Origin of the sequence: Rhizobium sp. BK312 (assembly GCF_014193605.1) — a bacterium.
In the GTDB taxonomy this organism is placed as follows: domain Bacteria; phylum Pseudomonadota; class Alphaproteobacteria; order Rhizobiales; family Rhizobiaceae; genus Rhizobium.
This window is the reverse complement of record NZ_JACHZP010000011.1, coordinates 143,214-163,281: the sequence shown is the minus strand read 5'-3', so window position 1 is coordinate 163,281 and position 20,068 is coordinate 143,214. Positions and strand designations below refer to the sequence as shown.

Here is a 20,068-nt window from a genome sequence, read left to right as displayed (position 1 = left end):
CGATCAGGCCTCCGGAATCGGGTTATATGAGACCACCGTGACGCCGGAGCTTTGAATGAACAATTCCCGGACGTCGAGATCATGCGGACCGTGCCGTTTCTTCACGACAGTGATGCTGCGCCGCAGCCTACCCTCATGCTCGGTAATTCGCAGCAGCAGCACCGTGTCGCCCAGAAAACTTACATCGACATCAATACCAATCCCTTGTCCGAGCAGACCGTGTTGAGCGACGATGAGCATGGTAAGCACACCTGCGCGCGCGAGAAATTTCAGGAGCGATTGGATGTCGAGGACCGCCTTCTCACGATGCGGCAATGAATTCAGATATCCCGTGAAGCTATCGATGACGACGACCTTCACTCTTTCACTGCTCACCGCTTGCTGGACGATCTGGCCGAACTCACCCGGCGAGATCTCATTAGGGTTGAAATCCCGGATGATCAGCTGACCATCCTTGTGAAATTGGCGCAGATCCATGCCCAATCCTTCCGAGCGCCGGAAGAAAGTCTCTATTCGTTCCTCGAACAGAAACAGGCCCACACTTTCACCTCGTTTGAGAGCTGCGGTCGCATAGAGCGAGGCCATGGTTGATTTACCGGTGCCCGCCTGACCTATGACGAGGGTGGTGGTTCCCGATTCCTGCCCGCCACCGAACATTTCATCGAGCGTATCCACGCCGGACTTGATTAACTGCGGCTCGACCGTTCTCGCCACGGCGCCCGGTATGATCCGCGGGAACACGACTACGCCCTCGCCTTCGCGGATCGCCATGTCGTGATAGCCGTCGGCGACAGGCACACCGCGCATCTTACTGACCTCGACGCGGCGGCGGACCGAGCCATATTCCTCAAGCGATTTGTCGAGACGAATGACGCCGTGAGCAATGCCATCGACCTCTTCGCCTGTTCGATCGGTCTCTGGTGTTTGGGTGTCAAGCAGCAGAGCCACAATGTCGCGTTTGGCAAGAAACGCCTTGAAAGCGATCAGCTCACGACGAAAGCGGGGTGAATCGCCGGTGATCAACCGTATTTCCAGCAGTGAGTCATAGACCAATCGGCTGGGTTTATGCTCCTCAATCGCGGTTTCGATCATCTTCCGTGTCTCATCCAGACGGAGTTCCGCCGTCTGAAAAATCGACTGGTCGCTCGCTCCCTGGATCGAATCTGAAGCCGCGAGCTCTTCCACCCGGATGCCCTCAAGCGTCCAGCCGTGGGACAGGGCGATCGCCTCCAGCTCTGCCCTTGTCTGAGACAGGCTGACATAAATGCAGCGCTCTCCGTTCGCCGCACCGGCACGGAGGAATTGCAACGCTGCGGTCGTCTTGCCTGACCCCGGCGCACCCTGAACGATATAGAGATTTGATGCGGGCAGACCTCCGCGGAGTATTTCGTCCAGCCCGGAAATCCCGGAACTCACTACAGTCACCTTCTTGCTCTCGACCACGTTCACCTCTCGCGTACGCGTAAATTGACGACGTACAACGCCCGATCACGATATAGAGTTCCTGAGCTGTGCAATAACCATGCGGGCAGACCGCCTGCCTTCCGAAGCTTGGTCAAACGCAAATTGCTATTTCGAAGAGAAGGCAGACCCTCTGGCTTTCTTACTTCGGTGCGTGGAAGACGCCACTTTTTCGCGAGCATGGAGGGTGGCTATAATTTGGCTGAGGCGGGAACGAAGAAACGAAAACGAAGCGGAGCCGAACCTTGCACGTCACGTAAGTGAGATGCACAACAATTATGATCTCAACTTCGCAAGCGGTATGCCAAGCAGCACCGACAAGCCTGATTGCTGCCAGTCTCGTCTCCGATACGCCGGTATGATCTTCTGGCTTGACCGTCATGGCCAGTTCATGGGCACGCGCCAGCGATGTCGGTCGAGATTGAATAGCCGGTACATATCATCAACACTTCCGGGCGCTCTTGCGCTTATCGATGCGATCGCACTCGCCAGCGCGAACAGATTCTTCACGCCATGGCGCATTTCCCCCACCAGAAGTTCCTACCGCTCCTGCGCAAGGCGTCGCAGTTTCGATCATGGATGATTATCGCGCAGGAAATTCGTGCAAAGGCGCCCGCTGCCGCGGACGCCCTTTTGCCTTCGAACTGCCGTGCTTTTCAGAGCCGGTTCATGCGATATCGCTGACGCTCGGCTTCGATCTGCTCAGCCGTATAGGGTTCGGCCGTCTCGTCGAAGCGTGTCCAGCCCTCGTCCGCATAGAGCGCCCGACGGGATGCTATATCGACGGGCCGCGACTGGGTGAGGATTGCCTGGGCCTGCGGCAGCTTTGCCTCGTCGACCCTTGCGGTCACAACCGAACCTCCGCGACGGATGCCTTCCGCGTAGACATGCGCCTCGTCTTCCGGGACGCCTTCGCTGATCATCGCCCCGACGATACCGCCGACGGCACCGCCGGCGACAGCTCCGGCTACCGCTCCCGCGGCAGTGGCCGCGAGCCAGCCCGCCGCGACAACGGGGCCGACGCCGGGGATGGCCATCATGCCAAGGCCGGCCAAAAGACCGCCGGCCCCACCGGCAACAGCGCCGACGCCGGCACCTGTTCCTGCCCCCTCGGCTGCGTAAGTGCCCTGCCCTTCGACGTCGACGCCATTTGCCTTGTTTGTCACGATGCTGATGTCGTCGGATGGCACGCCTGCATCCTCGAGAGATTTCACCGCAGCCTTGGCGTCGTCATAACTGTCATAGAGTCCGGTAATGGTGCGCATATCGCGTCTCCTTGTTCTCAATTCGTTACTTGGCCATCGTGACGTTGCCCTGGAAGTCCAGAGATACGCCTGTATCCTTGCCGTCCTTTTTGGCAGTCGCTCGCCAAACGCCCTGGTCATCCAGTTTGAGAGCCGTGACGTCGGTGTAGCCTGCGGCTTCGATGCGGGATTTGGCCTGGTCTTCTGTAAAGCTGTTCTTGCCAGCAACCGGCGCTCCTGGGTTCTGACCCGTATTGACTGCCGGAGTTGTCTGGGACGTCGATGGCGTCTGGCTCTGGGCCAAGGCTGCCGTCGCAGAAAGAAGAAGTGTGGCGGCGAAGATGGATCTCTTCATGGGAAGTTTCCTCCTGTTACACTAGTCGAACAAGAGAAAGCTCAATTTGTTCCGCACGTTATGATGACCGGCCTCGCCCGGGACGAAAGGTGGCGACGAATTCCAAGGGTAGTCTGGTCGGTTCCACCACGCGCGAACGATTAAGCAACGTGGCCATAGAACAAGTAGATCAATAAAGCCGCTAGCAAATTGTCTCCACAGTCAGAGGTGCCGCTGCCGTAGCTCTCAAGCCGCACTAATCTTTGCGCGTGCACAATATTTCGTTCTCAAAGGAACGTTCAGCTCATCGATCGAGTTGCTTGCATCGGAATTAGGAGGGTCATTCAAAGACGGAGACAGAACGTTCTTTCGAACGGTGCCGGCCGACAAGAGGCGTGCGCTTTTGTTTGGTGGATTTCCAAAAGAAATGCGGACTCGATGACACGACGGCCGAGGATCTGTTTGTCGGTTCGGGCCTTCTTCGACCGAGCTCGATTTGCTCATGGCGGCAAAGAGCAAAATACTTTCCTTCGACGACCTGACGCAAGAGATGCCCTTACGACCGGCCTGCTCGAGAGCAACCAAACCATTTTCAGGAGAAAGGAGGAACTTCAATGGCCGGCAACGAAGAAAAGAATGACGAGAAGCGCCGCGAGCCGTGCCTACAGGATCTGGGAGGAGGAAGGCAGGCTCTCAAGCGCCATCCCGGCTATTGGCAACGAGCGGGTATCAGCATGAAGAGACCGAGCGAGAGGCCGATACGCCCGTCAGCTCGAAAAGCGACCCGTCAGGACACGATAATCGCGATGATAAATAGTGCCGATCGTCTAATCGTACTGTTCGCCATGACCGATCTGATGGCGAGCAAGATCGCTGGTAACCGGATCTTCGGCAGGATCAGGATCGGCGGCATTCGCTATCACGAGAAGCCTTGCTGCCTCTCGGATCGCCGCAACAATTTCATGCGTGCCCCAGCCGGCTTCATTAGCCGATGCGATGAGGCTGTCCAGTTCGTCGCGGACGACAGTCTGCGCCTCCTTGGCGCGGTCCCCCTCCATGTGGGTTGTCGGTGACGGAAATACATGCTCTCCCGCGTCGTGACTCGCCACGGGTTTCAATTCTTCACGGTCCGCAGTATCTGCCTCGCCATCATGGTGGGAAACGACAACATCGAGATCATCTGAAAGCTTGGTCGCTTGGGTGGCGTTCATGATGCCCATCGGCACTTCCTCGCCGTTGTCTGTCATCACGTTCACCTTAACGATTTTCTTTTTCTCGGTCATGGCGGTCTCCTTCAAAGGGAAACCTCCCGAGCTCGCTTCGGTTCCAGCGGGGCGCACAAAGTGGTGAATGTCTATCTTCCAGCGGGGCTTCAAAGCGATCGAACGGAAGTTCGATCTCCCATAAAGCGGCCCGGATACGCCTAGATCAGCCCTGCGAGGGCGCTACCCGCGCCCACGACGACAGCTGTCGCCAACCGGTTCTGTGGCGTCCTCCTGCGGCAGTCCGCCGGCATCACCGCTGGGTGCGAAGGGCCTATGTCTGAGTAGCTCCGCTGCTTTGGCTTCATATTCATCGGCCATGCGGTTCAGGCTATCCGCCGCGAAATCATCCGCCACCCCATTGGCCAGGCGCCGGCAGCGTCGCGCCTGAGCCTGGAAATCGTTGGCGTGTACTTCGTTTGTGACATCTTCCAGCAGGTTGACCGCCCCTGCAAACCTGCCATCTCTGTCAAAAATCGGGGTCGGATAAGGTCGAAAGTTCACACGCGTTCCGTCCGGCCTTTCCGCCACTGCCGTCACGCCGCGGATCGGCCGCTGGGTATTGATCGCCACCGCCATTGGGCATTCGTCATGAGGCAGGAAGTCGCCGGCATTGGTGTAAAGGCGCCAGGTAACGCACCAGCGGTCCTTTGCGACCTCGGGCCGACGACCGGTGAAGTCGATGCACGCCCGGTTGAAGTAGGTGATCACTCCGTCGGCGTCGGTGACGTAGATGGCAGCGGCGAGCTCGTCGAGCGCTTCGCGGAGCGCCTGATCTCCAGCCATCGCGGCGCTCATCGCCTACTCCAGCATGCTCTCTAGCGCATCTGACATGGGCTTACCCGCTTTCATGACCACCTTTAGCGCGAATTAACCCGACCAATTTTAAAGCGGATCATCGAGTACGTCTCGAATTCTCGCCGCCAGATCGGTGGAGCTGAAGGGCTTGGTGATCAGCTTCACGCCTTTGTCCAGTCGGCCTTGGTGGATGATCGCGTTGCGGGCGTAGCCCGTCGTGAACAAGACCTTCAGACCAGGCTTTAATTTGCGCGCCTGATCGGCTACCTGGGCGCCGGTCATGCCGCCGGGCAGCACGACGTCGGTAAATAAGAGGTCCACGCGTCCCTGCCGTTCCAAAAGGCGAAGTGCGGACGGCCCGTCATGGGCTTCGACCACGCGATAGCCCTGCTCGCGCAGGATTTCGACGGAATAGGTTCTAACATCGTCGTCGTCTTCAAGGACGAGGATGGTCTCCTCTCCATCGCCATCCAGGATCGCGGGATCGCTCTCGCTCTCGGCGTCTGTGGTGCCGATGGCGACGAGTCGCGGAAGGTAGATCTTCACAGTCGTCCCCTGTTCGACCTCGGAATAGATTTTCACATGACCGGCCGACTGCTTGACGAAGCCGTAGACCTGACTGAGGCCGAGGCCCGTGCCCTTGCCTACTGGCTTGGTGGTGAAAAACGGCTCGAACGCTCGGCCCAGAGTCTCTTCGTCCATCCCTGTGCCAGTATCCGAAATGGAGATGCATACATACTGGCCAGCGGCCACCTCGGCATAGTTGGCTGCGTACGCCTCGTCGATGTGAGTATTGGCAGTCTCGATGGTGAGGCGCCCGCCCTCCGGCATGGCGTCCCGGGCGTTCACCGCCAGATTGAGGATCGTTGCCTCGAGTTCGTTGGCGTCCGCTTCAACCTGCCACAGACCGGCACCCAGTACAGTCTCGACCGACACCGTCTCACCAAGTGTCCGGTGCACCATTTCGGAGAGACCAGTCACCAATCCGTTCACGTTCAGTGGCTTCGGATCGAGGGGCTGGCGCCGCGAGAATGCCAGCAGGCGTTGGGTGAGGGCCGCAGCGCGTCGCGCGCCGGTGAGCGCTTGACTTGCCGCCCGCTTCAGCCGCGGCGTATCGTCCGCAACATGGCGCAGGATAGTGTCCAGATTGCCGATAATCACCTGCAGCAGGTTGTTGAAGTCATGGGCTATACCGCCGGTGAGCTGGCCGATTGCCTCCATTTTTTGCGATTGCCGCAGCACTTCTTCGTTCAATTTGAGCTGAGCCGTCCGTTCCGCGATCTGCTGTTCCAGAGTAGCGTTTAAATCCCGCAAAGCTTCTTCGGCGCGACGGCGCTCAGCGATTTCGCGCTGCGCCGCCTGGGAAAGCCTGACGTTGTCGATCGCCACCGCGGCTTCCGCGGCCAGACCCGCCAGCCCCCTTTCGGACCGCTCATCGAACATCCCCGTCGTGGCATGGCCGAAAAACAGCCCACCCAAAACTTCCCCGTTTCTTGAAACGACAGGAACGGCCAGATAACTACGCACGGGAAGGTGGCCCTCGGGCATCCCTTTGCGAGGCGCGTTCTTGCCGTAGCGCGGGTCTTTGGTGATGTCGTCGGAGCGAACAATGCCCTCCCCGCGGAAGGTCGGGCCGAACACCTCCGTGTTGCGCGGCATCGGGAATTTCGAGAACGCTTCGATTGGCGCTCCGGACAAGGTATAGAGCGTATAGCTCTCACCCTGCTCGTTGAGCACGTTGTAAAAGAATGCTCCGAACTCGGCGCCGGACAGATCGACCCCGGCATCGGTAACGACCTGTACCAGCTTGTGTAGGTCGGTTTCCGCCGCCAGGGCCGAGCCTGCTCGATTGAGGATCTCGAGCGCGCGGCGTTCCTCGGCGGCTTCTTCCTCCGCTACCTTGGCTCGAGTGCGATCGCGCAGGATCTTCACGAAGCCTGTGATCTCTCCGCCCGCATTGCGAATCGGGGTCATTTCGCCGACCGCCCACAGCCGGTCGCCGCCCTTCCTGATCCGCCACCCCTCTGCGCCGCCACCGCGGCCGTGGGTACGGGCTTCCTCGAATTCGCGTCCGATTTGGCTCGCATCTTCGAACAGGCGATCGAGCGTCTGGCCGAGCATTTCTTCCTCGGTCCAGCCGAGCAGTCGATGGGCGCCCTCGTTCCAGCTCGTCACCAAACCTGCCTGATTGGTGGTGATGATCGCCGTGTCGGTCGCGCTTTGGACGATCTGGCGCCAGTCGGATGCGCTGATCGCGTTAGGTCTGAACTCGGAGTTAGAGTTGCTCATGCCCGCTCCTTTGAACGCTCGGGCTCCGGCCAAACGGTGACGTCTGACGGAATAACGCCGTTAAGGCCTGCTGCATAAATCCCCTCCAATGGCAATGTGAAAATAAGCGGCTTCGTTCCAACGCTGCCGCTACCTGGCTACCGAGTTCCAGCGGCGGCTAGCCGTCCTAAGCCTCTGAAATCATCTGTTGGACCGAGGTCCCACGCGCAGCTTAAATAGGAAACAAGCGCACCTCCGGCGCGGACACAAGCTCTCTCAAAAGACGAGATCAAGGCGATCAACAACTGTCTAATGATGCAGGATTCTGTTCCTTCTCCCCGGGTTTTCTATTTAGAATGTTTCTCCGGCACATCGACGATCGAGGAAAGCATGACGCTACTTACCACGCGTTCCACGTCGTCGATGACATAGGGCTTGGCCAAGGTCGGGACGTTCTTAAAAGCGGGGTCTAGTTCGTTTCCGCCATAGCCCGTTGAAAAGACGAAGGGTATGCCGCGCTCGCGTAATAGCTCGGCAATCGGATAGCTTGGCTCCCCGTTAAGGTTGACGTCGAGAATTGCCAAATCGAATTCCGCGGTTCGAGCGATCTCGCACCCTTCGGGCAGTCGCGTCGCCATGACAGGCACCTCATGGCCCAGATCGACGAGGATGTCTTCCATCCACGTTGCCAGGAGTGCTTCATCCTCGACCACAAAGATGCGCAGCTTGTTGGCAGTTGCCTTCATGTCTAGCCGTTCCATCGTGGGTAGAAATGCAATCCAGCTAGGCGCACAGGGGACGTCAGCCCCTGAAAGAGGGAGGGAAAGCTACTTTTCGGCACTCGAAATTTAAACCGCATGCGGCATATATTCCTATCAAGGCTCGCAAGAGGCTGCGACGCAGCTGCTAGAACGCTTCTCAGATTGTTTGGTTCCATGGGCGAATTGCAGCATTGCCGCACACTAAACGGCAGTGAGGCCAGTGCAGGGATATAAATTGCGTCGGCCAGGATTGTCGGAATCCATACCAGTACCGCAGCGTACAAGAAACAAAATGACAGATACCAGCACATCGCTATGACAACGCCTTAGGATCAAATAAAGGATCCTGCGCAGCCGCTTGGTGACAACCAGCGGAACGGCCCGATCTTCGTCGATTATCTACGCACCGACCGGATGGCGACCGCGCGGCAGGATTGCGAAGGCAACTTTATTCGGTGGTGTTCGGAGACGGTAACTGGGAGCTTATCCGAACATGCGACTGACGCCCCAAGAGTGAAGGCGAGAAACGATGAAACCACCAACTGTCTGTGCCATGGAAATTGCCTTTCGATGTCATGGTCAGGATATGTGCCAGCAAACCCTCGCCTGGCCGCGTTGGTTCCGCTCGCAAACAAGGACTGGCCAAAACGCAAGGCCGGTGACACCGGCTGCGCCCACCCTGTGGACAACCCCCGGAACTTTGCCGCGAAACCGCAGTTTTCCTTGCTTCACATCAGCTAAGGAGATGTTCCATGCCGCAGGGTGACAAATCTACCTATACCGACAAGCAGAAGCGCAAGGCTGAGCACATCGAGGAAGGCTACGAAGACCGTGGCGTTTCCGAGAAGGAAGCCGAGCGCCGCGCCTGGGCCACCGTCAACAGGGAAAGCGGTGGCGGCAAGAAATCCGGCTCCGGCCGCGGCCATGCCGAAAACCATGCCTCCTCCGAAAAGGGCGGGCGCAAGGGCGGTGCCGCGGCGGCATCGCGAACCAAAGAAGAGCGTTCCGCTTCGGCCAAAAAGGCCGCTGCCACTCGCAAGCGCAATGAGCATCACGTCCATCATTGATCTGAGTACGGCGTCATCACCGATGGCGCCGCTTCGTAAAGGAGGTCTGCGATGTCGATGCTCAACTTCTACATCAATCGCGCCGGCAAGCAGTTGTCCAAGTCTCGTCTGGCGAAACTCAATCGCGCCAAGGACGAATTGCGCAAGGACTTCGGCAAGCAACCGAAGCACTGACGCGCCATTTATCGGATGCGGGTGGACATTTACGTGCCGCTGATACAGCCGCCGAATGACAATCCACGCGACGACGATCTCGAAAGCCAACGGACTTTGGAACCGTCGTTTTTGTCGGTCATTGAGGAAGCCGTGGCTGCCGGCTGGCTTCGTCGCTTGGTGCTGCAATTGCTCGGCGATCTCGCCGATAACCTTTGAATCGCTGAAGAGCCGCTCGGACCGCAGTCGGAACTCCCGGCCGTCGAAAGTTTCGACCCTTAGGCGTGTTTCCTTGTCGTCCGTGAGGCGTTCAGGTGTTCGCCGATGCTCTTGAGCTCGCTGATAATGCGTCACCGCTCGCTGTCGCGACTGGCCGACGTATGCGGCCGTAGGCCCAGACGCAGGGCTCTGCCGCATTGTCCGTGGACAACGACAGCTGGGAAGAGTTTTGATCGCCACCAGGAACGCTATGCCTGGTTGAAAGCGGCTAAGCACCTTCCCCCACCTCATCAATAATGATGAGGCAAAGCGAACGACCTCCACCTTCCTCGAGGCTTCCCCAGACTGCATACTGGCGTTGCGGCCTTGGACTTAACGTCCGGCGTTCGCAGCTCCCCTCGTATGGAACAGCGTCCGTTTGGGAAGCGTCGCAGGCGGGACATGTACATGAAGCTATCGCACCACTCTCCACACTTGTTCTTTCGAGCTGCATCTGTCATCGGTGTAGTCGCCTTTCTCTTCGGAGCAATGTCGCCAGCACACGCCGATGGCGGTCCCTTTGTTTCGCAGACTAGAATGCGTCTGACAGTTGTCCAATGGATTCAATCGAAAGGCCAATATGAACGATGGGATGCGCTTGGGGGCGAATATACAGTCTCGGATGAAGGTGCCGTCCTTTTACCCTTTCTAGGATCCCTTCCCGTCGTAAACCGCGACAGCGCCAGCGTTACAGGCGAGATTGCGAGGCGTCTGCAGGAAAAAATCGGCTTGGTTCAGCCACCCGCAGTCACCATCGAAATTCTCGACTACCCCCCAATTTATGTCGTGGGGGACGTAACCGCACCTGGCGAGTATAAATTCCGTCCAGGACTTACCGTCCTGCAATCCCTTGCAATGAGCGGCGGCCCGTTCCGTGAAAAAAGTCAACCGCAAACGCAGTCGATTAGGTTCGCAGGCGAATTGCGAGAAATCGATCACTCTATCCTGCGCAGCGCGGCAAAGTTATCGCGACTAGAAGCAGAGATGGAGGGGGCGAAGGAGATAACGTTCGACAAGGCGCCAAGTGTCGACCAGCAATATGTCGCCGGGATCGACAACGAGGAAAGGGTTATCTTTCAAGCTCGCGCAAATGCGCTGGACAGGCAGTCAAAGGCGCTCACGGAATTGCGCGATCTTTTGAACACCGAGATCGCAACACTGACTGAAAAGCTGGCGGGTGCAGATGCCAACATCAAATCGGTCGAGGACCAACTGAGCAGCGTTAAGGGCCTTGTCGAGAAGGGCCTTGCGCTCTCCTCGCGTCAACTGGACCTGGAGAGATTGCTCACGACCTACCGCTCCGATAAGCTTGACCTCGTCACCGCCGTCATGCGGGGCCGCCAGGCAATCAGCGAGACAACGCGGAACCTTGAGGGATTGTCTGACACGCGACGGAGCGAAGTCGCTTCCGAAGCGCAGTCGGAACGGGCAAACCTGGATCAGCTCAAAATGAAGCGTGAGATGACGCAGAGGCTACTCGTCGATGACCTCGCGACCCGCGGCGGGGCAAAAAATCGGGGCGAAGAGCTTCCGCTCACTTTTACTGTAAGCCGGCGGAGTGAAGGACAGATCAAGCAATTCGAAGCCTCGGAGACAACCGCGTTGATACCGGGCGATGTCGTGAGAATTGTTCAGCACCACATTTCAGAGCCCTCATCTGAGACCGCCTCTGATTTCTCTTCTGATCCTGAGACGCTCGCCAATAGGTCAAATCAATGATCAGCGAAAAGCAAGTGTTCCAATCAAGCCCTTTGTCGGCTGGCTTCTTGCGCTCCACAGGCAAGATCAACGCGGAAGCGGTCGTCCACTTGGGCTGGGTCAAGGGCAAAACCTCAAGCTATCAGGACAAGTCGGCAAGGCCGAGTTCTATTGGACGCCGGAGATCCATTCCCACAAGACAAATGGCCAGGGATATCTGACGACTTTGCGCACAATCCCACCCAGCGGTCAGACTTATACCCAGATCCTCAAGTCGACGATGCTGATGGGCGGCTCCTCGCTCGTGAATGTTGCCCTTAGCATCATCCGCAACAAAGCTCTGGCTGTTCTACTCGGACCGGAGGGTGTGGGGCTAATCGGCCTCTATGGGTCCATCGTCGATATTGCGCAAACGGCAGCGGGCCTGGGATTGGGAGGCAGCGGGGTACGCCAGATCGCCGAGGTTGCCGGCACCGACGATGCAGCGAGGATCGCACAGTCGGCTAAAGTGCTCAGACGCATATCGATGGTGCTCGGCTTGTTTGGCGCACTCTTCCTCGCTGCGCTGGCATTTCCGGTCTCGAATTTTACGTTCGGCGACTATCAGCACGCCGGCGGCATTGCGCTGCTCTCCCTGGCCGTATTCTTCCGCGTGGTATCTTCTGGGCAGACTGCGTTGATACAAGGATTGCGGGGCATTGCAAATCTTGCGCGTATCAACGTGCTCGCAGGTTTTCTCGGCACCGTGATCAGTGTCCCGCTGATCTACCTTTTCGGTGCTTACGCCATTGCGCCTTCCGTCGTGGCCGTAGCGGCAGTCACAACCCTTTCCACCTGGTGGTATAGCAGACAGATAGGCGCAAGCCCGCCTCCGATGTCGATGAGCCAGTTTAGCCGGGAAAGTAAGGTGTTGTTCAGGCTCGGGATCGTCTTCATGGCAAGCGGACTGCTGACCTTCGGCGCAGCCTATGCCATCCGCCTCATTATGCTCAAGGAAGGGGGTGCCGTGGCCGCGGGATTATATCAGGCGGCCTGGGGGCTTGGCGGTCTCTACGCAGGCTTCATTTTGCAGGCGATGGGAACTGACTTCTATCCGCGCTTGACTGCGACCGCAGACAACCATGCCGAATGCAACCGGCTGGTCAATGAGCAGACAGAAATCAGCATACTGTTGGCCGGCCCCGGTCTGCTTGCCACATTGACACTGGCGCCGCTCATGATGAGTTTGTTCTATTCCGCGGAGTTTCATGGAGCGGTGGAACTTCTTCGCTGGATATGCCTGGGAATGATGCTCAGGATCGTGGCCTGGCCGATGGGTTTCATCGTCGTGGCGAAGGGTGCGCAGACTATTTTTTTCTGGACGGAGGTAGCGGCGACGCTGGTGCATGTGGGGCTGGCCTGGCTCTTCGTATCAAAGCTCGGCGCGCCAGGAGCCGGCATGGCATTTTTCGGCCTCTATGTCTGGCACGGTATCCTGATTTACGTGATCGTGCGGCGGCTTACCGGTTTCCGCTGGTCCATAGCCAATCGCAGGCACTCGCTGCTTTTCCTGCCCGCAGCAGGATTGGTATTTTCGGCCTTCTTGGTCTTGCCGCCGTGGTCGGCGATGGTGATTGGCTTCATCGCCGTGGCTCTCAGCGGGCTGTACTCGCTGCGCATGTTGGTCGAACTGCTCCCGCTCGAGTCAGTCCCCGGGTTTATCAAGGGGTGGATCACGAATTCCGCGTGACAAACGATGGGCATCGAGCCCTGCAGCATGCAAATGCTACATCACGCAAGAGCGATGTTCCGATCGCGGTAAATCGCGTCTATGGTGGCGCCTCCAGCAAAGGATCCGCGCAGTTCCTCGACAACCCTGATGATGTCGAGGTCCGTCATCTGAACAAAAAGCGGCAGAATTATCGTTTGCCGCTGTGCCGACACGCTTCGAACCAAGCTTTTGTCGGCACGATGGAAGCCTGCGCTGGAATAGGCTCCCTCCAGATGAATGTTCATCACACCGCGCCGGGTCGAGATCCCCTTGTCGAGTAGCGCCTGCATGACTGTCCGTTGGTCGACCGTATCAGGCAATCTCACACAAAAGCTCTGCCAGTTACTGCGAGCCCAGCCAGGCTCGATCGGCAGCGTTAGCCTGGTGATCGTTGAAAGCCGCTCGCAATACTGTTCGGCAAGCCGCCTTCGCTGCGCAATTAGTTCCGGCAGCCGCCGCAACTGCACCCGTCCGACCGCCGCCTGAAGATCGGTCATACGATAGTTGTAACCCAATTCATCGTAGTTCTCGAAGATCACCTGTTTCGAACCGTGGCGGACTGCATCGGTGACGCTCATGCCATGCTGGCGCCATAGCCGGAATTTTCGGTCATATTCGGGATTGGCAGTGGTCAACATGCCGCCATCACCTGTCGTGATCACCTTCCGGGGATGGAAAGAGAAGCAGGCAATATCGCCATGCGGCTTGCCGATCTTCTCCCAACGCTCATCCCAGAAGATTTCGCTTCCCGTCGCGCAGGCAGCATCTTCAATAATCGGTATGGAGTGGCGCCTCCCGATTTCCACGACGGCGCGGAGATCACAAGGCATGCCGAGCTGATGCACACACAGGATTGCCTTGGTACGGGATGTGATTGCTGCTTCGATCTGACTGGGGTCGATGTTGTAACCATCCGCCTCGATGTCGATGAAAACAGGCACGCCATCGCAATATCGAATGGCGTTCGCCGTTGCGATGAACGAATGGCTGACCGTAATGACTTGATCACCGGCGCCTACGCCCACCGTCTTCAAGGCCAGATGAAGCGCAGTCGTGCAGTTGGAAACGGCGCAGGCGTATGTGGCGCCGACAAAGGCCGCAAATTCACGCTCGAAAGCTGCGACTTCGGGTCCCTGCGTCACCCATCCCGACAGAATAACGCGGCGAACAGCCTCAGCCTCTTCTTCTCCGAGAACGGGCTTGGCGACTGGAATTGCAGAGAGCGATAGTGTCATGCAGCTTGACCTCCTGTCAGTGCGGTATTCAGCCGCCACCACGCGACGAGGTCATGAAGTCCCTCCTCGATCTGCGTCTCTGCCTTGAACCCCAGAAGACGTTCGGCTTTGCCCGTGTCGGCAAGACGACGGGTCACGCCGTTGACCGTCCGCGCCTCGAGGTGCTGCGGTTCGAGCGCGGCCCCCATGACGTCGCTCAGAATTTTCGCGAGTTCCCGGAGGCTTGTCTCTTTGCCGCTGGCGACATTGAACACCTCGTCCGTGACATCACTTGTCGCGGCCAACAGGTTAGCTCGCGCAATGTCGCGGACATGCACGAAGTCCATGGTTTGGTTGCCGTCGCCGTAGATGATGGGCGGCATTCCGGCCGCCAGTCGCTCCATCCAGCGGATCAATACTTCCGTATAGGCCCCGTAAACGTCCATTCGTGGGCCATAGACGTTGAAATAGCGCAGCGCGACATAGCGCAGCCCATACATCTCCGCGAAACTGCGAAGGAGCCCCTCGTTGAAGGTTTTCGCCGCGCCGTAGATCGTCCGATTGTTGTAAGGGTGATGCTCTTCAGTTGTCGGAAAGCTCTCGGCAAGGCCCAGCACCGAAGCGGAAGAGGCTGCAACCACCTTCGAGACGCCTGCCTTAACGGCAGCTTCGAGAACATTGAATGTGCCTTCCGCCAGAACCTCGAAGGCAAGCCGCGGCTCTTCGGCACATTGCGTAATTCGGATGGCCGCCTGATGGAAGACGATGTCCACGCCTTCGAAGACTTTCGCCAACAGCGATCTGTCTCGGATATCTCCGTCGATAATGTTAAGCGGCCCGCGGCTTATTGCCGTGCTGAGATTGTCGCGGCGACCGCGCACGAAATTGTCGAGGATGATAATCTCACGCGGCTTTTCCAATGCAACGAGATCGGCAATATGCGAACCGATAAGACCGGCTCCGCCGGTAATGAGCACCCGTTTATCTCTCATGATCTTTCCCACGCGAAATATCCATCACCGGATCGGCGTCGGTGCGCCAACGTATGAACCTCGCCGGCACACCGGCTACGACTGAAAACGGCTCGACGTCACAGACAACGACTGCTCCCGCTCCAACGATCGCGCCTTTCCCTATGCATACGCCGGGAAGAATTGTCGCATTCGTTCCGATGTCGGCCCATGCGCCAATGCGCACCGGTTTGATTTCCAGGTCCGTGCGAATGATTGGCACGTCCACAGGCAGTGCCGTGTGGGTCGAGCCAAGCACCTTGGCGCCAGGCCCCCACCCCACGCAATCCTCGATCACCAAATCACGCGCGTCGAAATAGGCCATCGGCCCGATCCAGACGTTGTCCCCGATCACGCATGTGCCATCGTAGCGTCCCTGGATATAGGCCTGAGCTCCAATGAACACTCCGTTGCCGATTTCGAAAGTTTCGGGGTGTTTGAAACCGGCGCCGCTTGAGACGTGCAAAGCTTCACCGCAGCGTCGCGTGATGCTTTGCCAGATAGCTTTCCGCATCAAGGTGTCGACAACCCCTTCGCCTGTCGCGAAGCGACCGTAGAGTTCAATCAGGCCGGCACGTCCGTAGGATTGCCTGAGTTCTTCGACCAACCCGGCCTGGTAGGCCGGATCTGCCCGCTTTTCATGGCGGCCGTGGACCGCTTGTACGAGTCGAGTCTTCCCTGCTCGGTTAACTGACATAGGCATGCTCCAGCGCGGCGACCACCTGGTCAAGATGCCACGCGGGCATCTCGGGATAGATCGGCAGCGAGAGAACCTCCCGTGCGGCGTCCTCCGAGATTGGGAAATCATTGGTTTTGTAACCAAGGTCGGCATGGGCCTTCTGCAGGTGAACAGGGATGGGATAGTGCAGTCCGGATTGGATGCCTTCCGCGCTAAGCGCGCGTTGGAGCCCGTCGCGATCGCGACTTCTTATCGCATAGACATGATAGACGTGACGCCGGTCGGTTGCTTCCACAGGGGTTATCAAATCCACTGATCCGGCAAGCAGCGATGAGTAGCGGCGGGCATGAGCACGACGCGCTTCGGTCCAGGCTTCGAGATACCGAAGCTTGACACGCAGGATTGCGCCTTGAATGGCGTCCATGCGGTAGTTAAAGCCTTTCAGCAGATGGTGATAGCGCTGTTCCTGACCCCAGTCCCGCAGCATGCGTATCGTCTTGGCCTGCTCGTCGCTGCTGGTAACGACCATCCCCCCCTCGCCGCAGGCGCCGAGATTTTTGCCGGGATAGAAGCTGAAGCAGCCGGATACACCGATGCTGCCGGCACGGCCGCCTTTGTAACGCGCGCCATGGGCTTGGCAGGCATCTTCGATGATCGGTATCCGGTAGTGGCCAGCAACCGCCGTGATTGCGTCCATATCCGCCATCTGTCCGTAAAGGTGGACAGGAACAATGGCCTTCGTCCGAGGCGTAATCTTTGCCTCGATCCTGGCCGGATCCATTGTGAGCGTCACCGGCTCAACATCGACGAACACGGGTCGCGCGCCTGTGTAGCAGATTGCCGATGCGGTTGCGACAAACGTGAACGGCACGGTAATGACCTCGTCGCCAGGGCCGATGCCCGCAGCAAGAAGGGCAAGATGCAAGGCACTCGTTCCGGTGTTGACCGCAATCGCGTGCTTGACGTTGCAATAGTCCGCGAATTCCTGCTCGAAACGCGCGACCTCCTCGCCCAATGCGTACTGGCCCGATGCCAGGACGCTGAGCACGGCCGCGTCGATCTCGTCCTTGATCGACGTATATTGTGCTTTGATGTTCAGGAAGGGGATCATGCGATGCGCCTCACCTCTTCGAGCTCAACGATACGGCCGCGCTGGGCGAGCGATCGGGTCGCGGCTTCCAGGATGCGAACGACACGCAACCCGGCAAGGCCGTCTGTGATGGGCCGCGCACTTTGCTCGATGCAATCGACGAACAGTTCCAGTTCGCGCTTCAATGCCTCGGTCATATCAAGCTTGGGCGCCCACATGTCGCCACTGCGATAGCCCACCAACATCTGATGGACGTTCTCGCCGTATGCGAGAGAATTGGGGTTCAGCGTGATGCCCCTGTCGTAGACCTTGATCTTTTCACTTGGTTCCAGATCGTCATAGACGATCATCTTATTGCTGCCGCCGATCAGCGTGCGGCGTACTTTGACCGGCGCCAGCCAATTCACGTGGATGTGCGCGATGAGCTTACTTTCGAAGAAAAGCGTCAAATAGGCGATGTTTTCCGGTTCGCCCAGCACATGGCTCATTCCCGTGGCCGAAACCGCCACAGGCTTCTCCTTCAGGACATAGTCCAAGATAGACAGATCATGCACCGCGAGGTCCCAAATGACGCTGACATCGTGCTGGAAGAGCCCCAGATTGACCCGAACAGAGTCGTAGTAATACATGTCTCCCAGGCCGCTTTCGACGAGTTCGCACATCTTACGAACGGCGCCCGTGTGGACGAAGGTATGGTCCACGGCCAAGACGACGCGGCGGCGCGCTGCTTCGTCGACCATCCGCGCGGCTTCCTCCCCCGTCGCGGCCATCGGCTTTTCGACAAAAACGTGCTTTCCTGCCATCAAAGCCTGCATGGCAAGCCTGAAATGGCTTGAAACAGGCGTCGCGATTGCGATGGCATCCACAGTCGAATCGCGTAAGACTTCCTCGAAATTATCGGTGGTCTTTATTGCCGGATACCGGCTCCGAACAGCAGCCAGTCGCTCGCTATTGAGATCACAGACAGAAACGAGGCGTGCTCCAGCCGCCTCCGAGATGTTGCGAACCAGATTAGGGCCCCAATATCCATACCCGACAACAGCGATGCCGATCATCGCATTCCCTCCAACGCATGCATATCATCGTCTGGCCCGCCATTCACGCGACCGATTATTCTGGCCGGGACGCCAGCGACGATGCCGCCGGCGGGCACATCCTTTGTCACAACCGCTCCGGCCCCGACCAGCGAAGCTTCTCCGATCATCACACCAGGCAGAATGGTGGCGTTGCTGCCGATCGACGCGTGGCGCTTAACCAGCGTAGGGATGACCATCCAGTCGGCCTCCGTCTGGAGGCTGCTATCCGGATTGACGGCACGCGGGTAAATGTCGTTTGTAAACATGACCCCGTGGCCTATGAAAACGCCATCTTCCAGGGTCACCCCCTCGCAGAGGAAGGAATGGCTGGAGATCTTGCAGTTTTTTCCGATCACAACGTTTTTCTGAATCTCAACGAAGGTACCGATGCGCGTTCCTGAGCCGATTGTGCAGCCATAAAGGTTCACAAGGTCCGGATGATGGATAACGACGCCGTCTTCCAGGTTGACGTTTGATGCGATCATCCTGTCCCCCTAAACAGGCCCTGATTTTCAGCTGAAACCTGCAATCGCGTGATTTGCGCTCAAGCTTTCTTTGCAACAGGGCCGATATTTCTTCCTTCCAAGAGAAATGTTTTTATCAGCCGAGTAAAGAAACAATACGTTTGAGCTGGTTCACCTAACGACGTATCTTTTTATGAAGGAGAACCACAAAATGTATGATGCAAATAGCATTTGTAATATATCTCGCTCAATCGCGATACAATGAGCACAGTTTTCGTCCGCGTTGTCGCGACAACCTTACTGATTGAATTTAAAATTCAAATCAACGATTAAATACATATGTAATAAGTGTATTGTCTAACAAGTTTCATTTATGGATAGAACTAGTTTATTATTTCTCGCGAAAGTTCTATTTTGTTGTTGTATATTTCTTAGTGTAATTCTTTAAAAATTATGTTACTCAATTCCTAATTTAATGTATTTAAAGAGCCCACGGATCAAAGAGGGGCTAAATGTTTCGCCTTAGTGGCGGAGAAAAAGTAGGTAAGGGAGGATAAGGCGGTGAATTCAGCGCTTATACAAAATTTGAACCTTCGGCAGGAAAACGCAGCTCCTCGCATTAAGATAGAGAACGGTTCGACGGCACTTACCCTGCCGCCAGAGCCAATGCGCTCGCTCGTGATACTCGACAACCGTGAATTGGATAGGCAATGCCTTGCGCAATGCATGGCCGTCCATAAGGCGGATTTGCTTATCCTGGCATTTGGGTCGATTGAGGAGTGGAAGCAAAAACGCGACGAGTATCCCCCGCTTGCAGCAATCCTCTTAAACATCGGTGGCAAGAAGATCGACGAGCCGGCAGTTTCGGAGCATATCAAAAGTCTTTCGTCGGAATTCGATCCGACACCGGTCATCATATTGGCGGATAGTGACGGTTTCACCCAAATCGTGAAGGCATTCGAATTGGGGGCCAAGGGTTATATACCTACGTTGGTCAGCATTCGCGTGTGCATGGAACTGATCGCTTTGTCCGTGGCCGGCGGACTTTTTGTGCCTGCAAGCGCCCTATTCGCCATGCATCACCTACTGGAGTCGAGCAACTCAACCACGCGCCCATTGGCCGACATATTCACGGATCGCCAGGCCGAAGTCGTGGAAGCGCTCCGGCGTGGAAAAGCGAACAAGATCATTGCCTATGAGCTCAAACTGCGCGAAAGCACCGTTAAAGTGCATGTTCGCAACATCATGAAAAAGCTCAAAGCAACGAACCGAACCGAAGTCGTATTCAAGCTTAACCATCTCTTGGACAAGCCTACAGGGTCGGAGGCGAATAGAGCGCAGCTCTGATGTCCTCAGCCACTCAGACTTCCTTCACATCATAAGCGATTGCTCGCTTTGAACCATATTCGGTGGTGCAAAATAAACGCACTGACCAAGACCGAGATCGAGTGCCGAGGTCTCTCGGATGGGCAGCCCCGCAG

At 57.3% G+C, this 20,068-nt stretch carries 18 protein-coding genes and 1 pseudogene; 6 read left to right on the top strand and 13 right to left on the bottom strand.

The genetic code is table 11. From position 1 onward, the window contains the following. Positions 1 to 3: 3 nt before the first annotated feature. The 7 genes from FHT85_RS26560 to FHT85_RS26525 all read right to left on the bottom strand — a co-directional run bounded on the left by FHT85_RS26560 (position 4) and on the right by FHT85_RS26525 (position 8,113). Positions 4 to 1,443, bottom strand: a complete 1,440-nt coding sequence (locus tag FHT85_RS26560) for an ATPase domain-containing protein (protein ID WP_183774530.1) — start codon at positions 1,441 to 1,443, stop codon at positions 4 to 6. Between the two features lie 674 nt (positions 1,444 to 2,117). Then, positions 2,118 to 2,726 (bottom strand): general stress protein, encoded by a 609-nt coding sequence (locus FHT85_RS26550; RefSeq protein WP_112412194.1) that lies wholly within the window; start codon positions 2,724 to 2,726, stop codon positions 2,118 to 2,120. Positions 2,727 to 2,751: 25 nt separating this feature from the next. Beyond that, a complete protein-coding gene (locus FHT85_RS26545) occupies positions 2,752 to 3,060 on the bottom strand; it encodes a PepSY domain-containing protein (RefSeq protein ID WP_112339583.1) in 309 nt (102 codons plus the stop codon). 806 nt (positions 3,061 to 3,866) lie between these two features. Next, complete coding sequence (locus tag FHT85_RS31040) at positions 3,867 to 4,322, bottom strand: hypothetical protein (RefSeq protein WP_409527355.1); 456 nt, start codon at positions 4,320 to 4,322, stop codon at positions 3,867 to 3,869. Positions 4,323 to 4,484: 162 nt separating this feature from the next. Then, entirely contained in the window at positions 4,485 to 5,099 is a 615-nt protein-coding gene (locus tag FHT85_RS26535; RefSeq protein WP_112412193.1) for a PAS domain S-box protein, read from the bottom strand. An 87-nt stretch (positions 5,100 to 5,186) separates the two neighbouring features. Further along, positions 5,187 to 7,388 carry an ATP-binding protein gene (locus tag FHT85_RS26530; protein ID WP_112412192.1) on the bottom strand — a complete coding sequence of 734 codons (2,202 nt, stop codon included), beginning with the start codon at positions 7,386 to 7,388 and terminating at the stop codon, positions 5,187 to 5,189. Between the two features lie 326 nt (positions 7,389 to 7,714). After that, positions 7,715 to 8,113: a response regulator gene (locus FHT85_RS26525; protein ID WP_112412191.1), complete on the bottom strand. Its 399-nt coding sequence runs from the start codon at positions 8,111 to 8,113 to the stop codon at positions 7,715 to 7,717. 767 nt (positions 8,114 to 8,880) lie between these two features. Between FHT85_RS26525 and FHT85_RS26520 the strand changes: the two genes are divergently transcribed. The 5 genes and pseudogenes from FHT85_RS26520 to FHT85_RS26500 all read left to right on the top strand — a co-directional run bounded on the left by FHT85_RS26520 (position 8,881) and on the right by FHT85_RS26500 (position 13,033). Next, complete coding sequence (locus tag FHT85_RS26520; RefSeq protein WP_112339579.1) at positions 8,881 to 9,195, top strand: plasmid stabilization protein; 315 nt, start codon at positions 8,881 to 8,883, stop codon at positions 9,193 to 9,195. Between the two features lie 42 nt (positions 9,196 to 9,237). Then, a pseudogene (locus FHT85_RS26515) lies at positions 9,238 to 9,369 on the top strand (DUF3175 domain-containing protein); the annotation flags it as partial. A 33-nt stretch (positions 9,370 to 9,402) separates the two neighbouring features. Further along, a complete protein-coding gene (locus FHT85_RS26510; protein WP_162709746.1) occupies positions 9,403 to 9,567 on the top strand; it encodes a hypothetical protein in 165 nt (54 codons plus the stop codon). A 447-nt stretch (positions 9,568 to 10,014) separates the two neighbouring features. Further along, on the top strand, positions 10,015 to 11,325 hold the full coding sequence (locus FHT85_RS26505; protein ID WP_183774527.1) for an exopolysaccharide biosynthesis protein: 1,311 nt from the start codon (positions 10,015 to 10,017) through the stop codon (positions 11,323 to 11,325). 259 nt (positions 11,326 to 11,584) lie between these two features. Further along, complete coding sequence (locus FHT85_RS26500) at positions 11,585 to 13,033, top strand: O-antigen translocase (protein ID WP_112412228.1); 1,449 nt, start codon at positions 11,585 to 11,587, stop codon at positions 13,031 to 13,033. Between the two features lie 41 nt (positions 13,034 to 13,074). Here the strand turns inward: FHT85_RS26500 and FHT85_RS26495 are convergent, their stop codons facing one another. From FHT85_RS26495 to FHT85_RS26470, 6 genes are read right to left on the bottom strand one after another with little or no spacing between them, the layout of a single operon-like run. Then, positions 13,075 to 14,289 carry a DegT/DnrJ/EryC1/StrS family aminotransferase gene (locus FHT85_RS26495; protein ID WP_112412187.1) on the bottom strand — a complete coding sequence of 405 codons (1,215 nt, stop codon included), beginning with the start codon at positions 14,287 to 14,289 and terminating at the stop codon, positions 13,075 to 13,077. After that, entirely contained in the window at positions 14,286 to 15,260 is a 975-nt protein-coding gene (locus tag FHT85_RS26490) for an NAD-dependent epimerase/dehydratase family protein (protein WP_112412186.1), read from the bottom strand. The genes FHT85_RS26495 and FHT85_RS26490 overlap by 4 nt, the downstream gene beginning before the upstream one ends. Next, positions 15,250 to 15,975 (bottom strand): acyltransferase, encoded by a 726-nt coding sequence (locus tag FHT85_RS26485; protein WP_112399390.1) that lies wholly within the window; start codon positions 15,973 to 15,975, stop codon positions 15,250 to 15,252. Before FHT85_RS26485 ends, FHT85_RS26490 begins: the two co-directional genes overlap by 11 nt. After that, on the bottom strand, positions 15,965 to 17,068 hold the full coding sequence (locus tag FHT85_RS26480; protein ID WP_112412185.1) for a DegT/DnrJ/EryC1/StrS family aminotransferase: 1,104 nt from the start codon (positions 17,066 to 17,068) through the stop codon (positions 15,965 to 15,967). Before FHT85_RS26480 ends, FHT85_RS26485 begins: the two co-directional genes overlap by 11 nt. Next, entirely contained in the window at positions 17,065 to 18,102 is a 1,038-nt protein-coding gene (locus FHT85_RS26475) for a Gfo/Idh/MocA family protein (protein ID WP_112412184.1), read from the bottom strand. Before FHT85_RS26475 ends, FHT85_RS26480 begins: the two co-directional genes overlap by 4 nt. Further along, positions 18,099 to 18,608, bottom strand: a complete 510-nt coding sequence (locus FHT85_RS26470) for an acyltransferase (RefSeq protein ID WP_183774524.1) — start codon at positions 18,606 to 18,608, stop codon at positions 18,099 to 18,101. Before FHT85_RS26470 ends, FHT85_RS26475 begins: the two co-directional genes overlap by 4 nt. 540 nt (positions 18,609 to 19,148) lie before the next feature. On the opposite strand from FHT85_RS26470, the gene FHT85_RS26465 reads away from it, so the two are divergent. Next, positions 19,149 to 19,934: a response regulator transcription factor gene (locus FHT85_RS26465; protein WP_112399394.1), complete on the top strand. Its 786-nt coding sequence runs from the start codon at positions 19,149 to 19,151 to the stop codon at positions 19,932 to 19,934. Positions 19,935 to 20,068 lie beyond the last annotated feature (134 nt).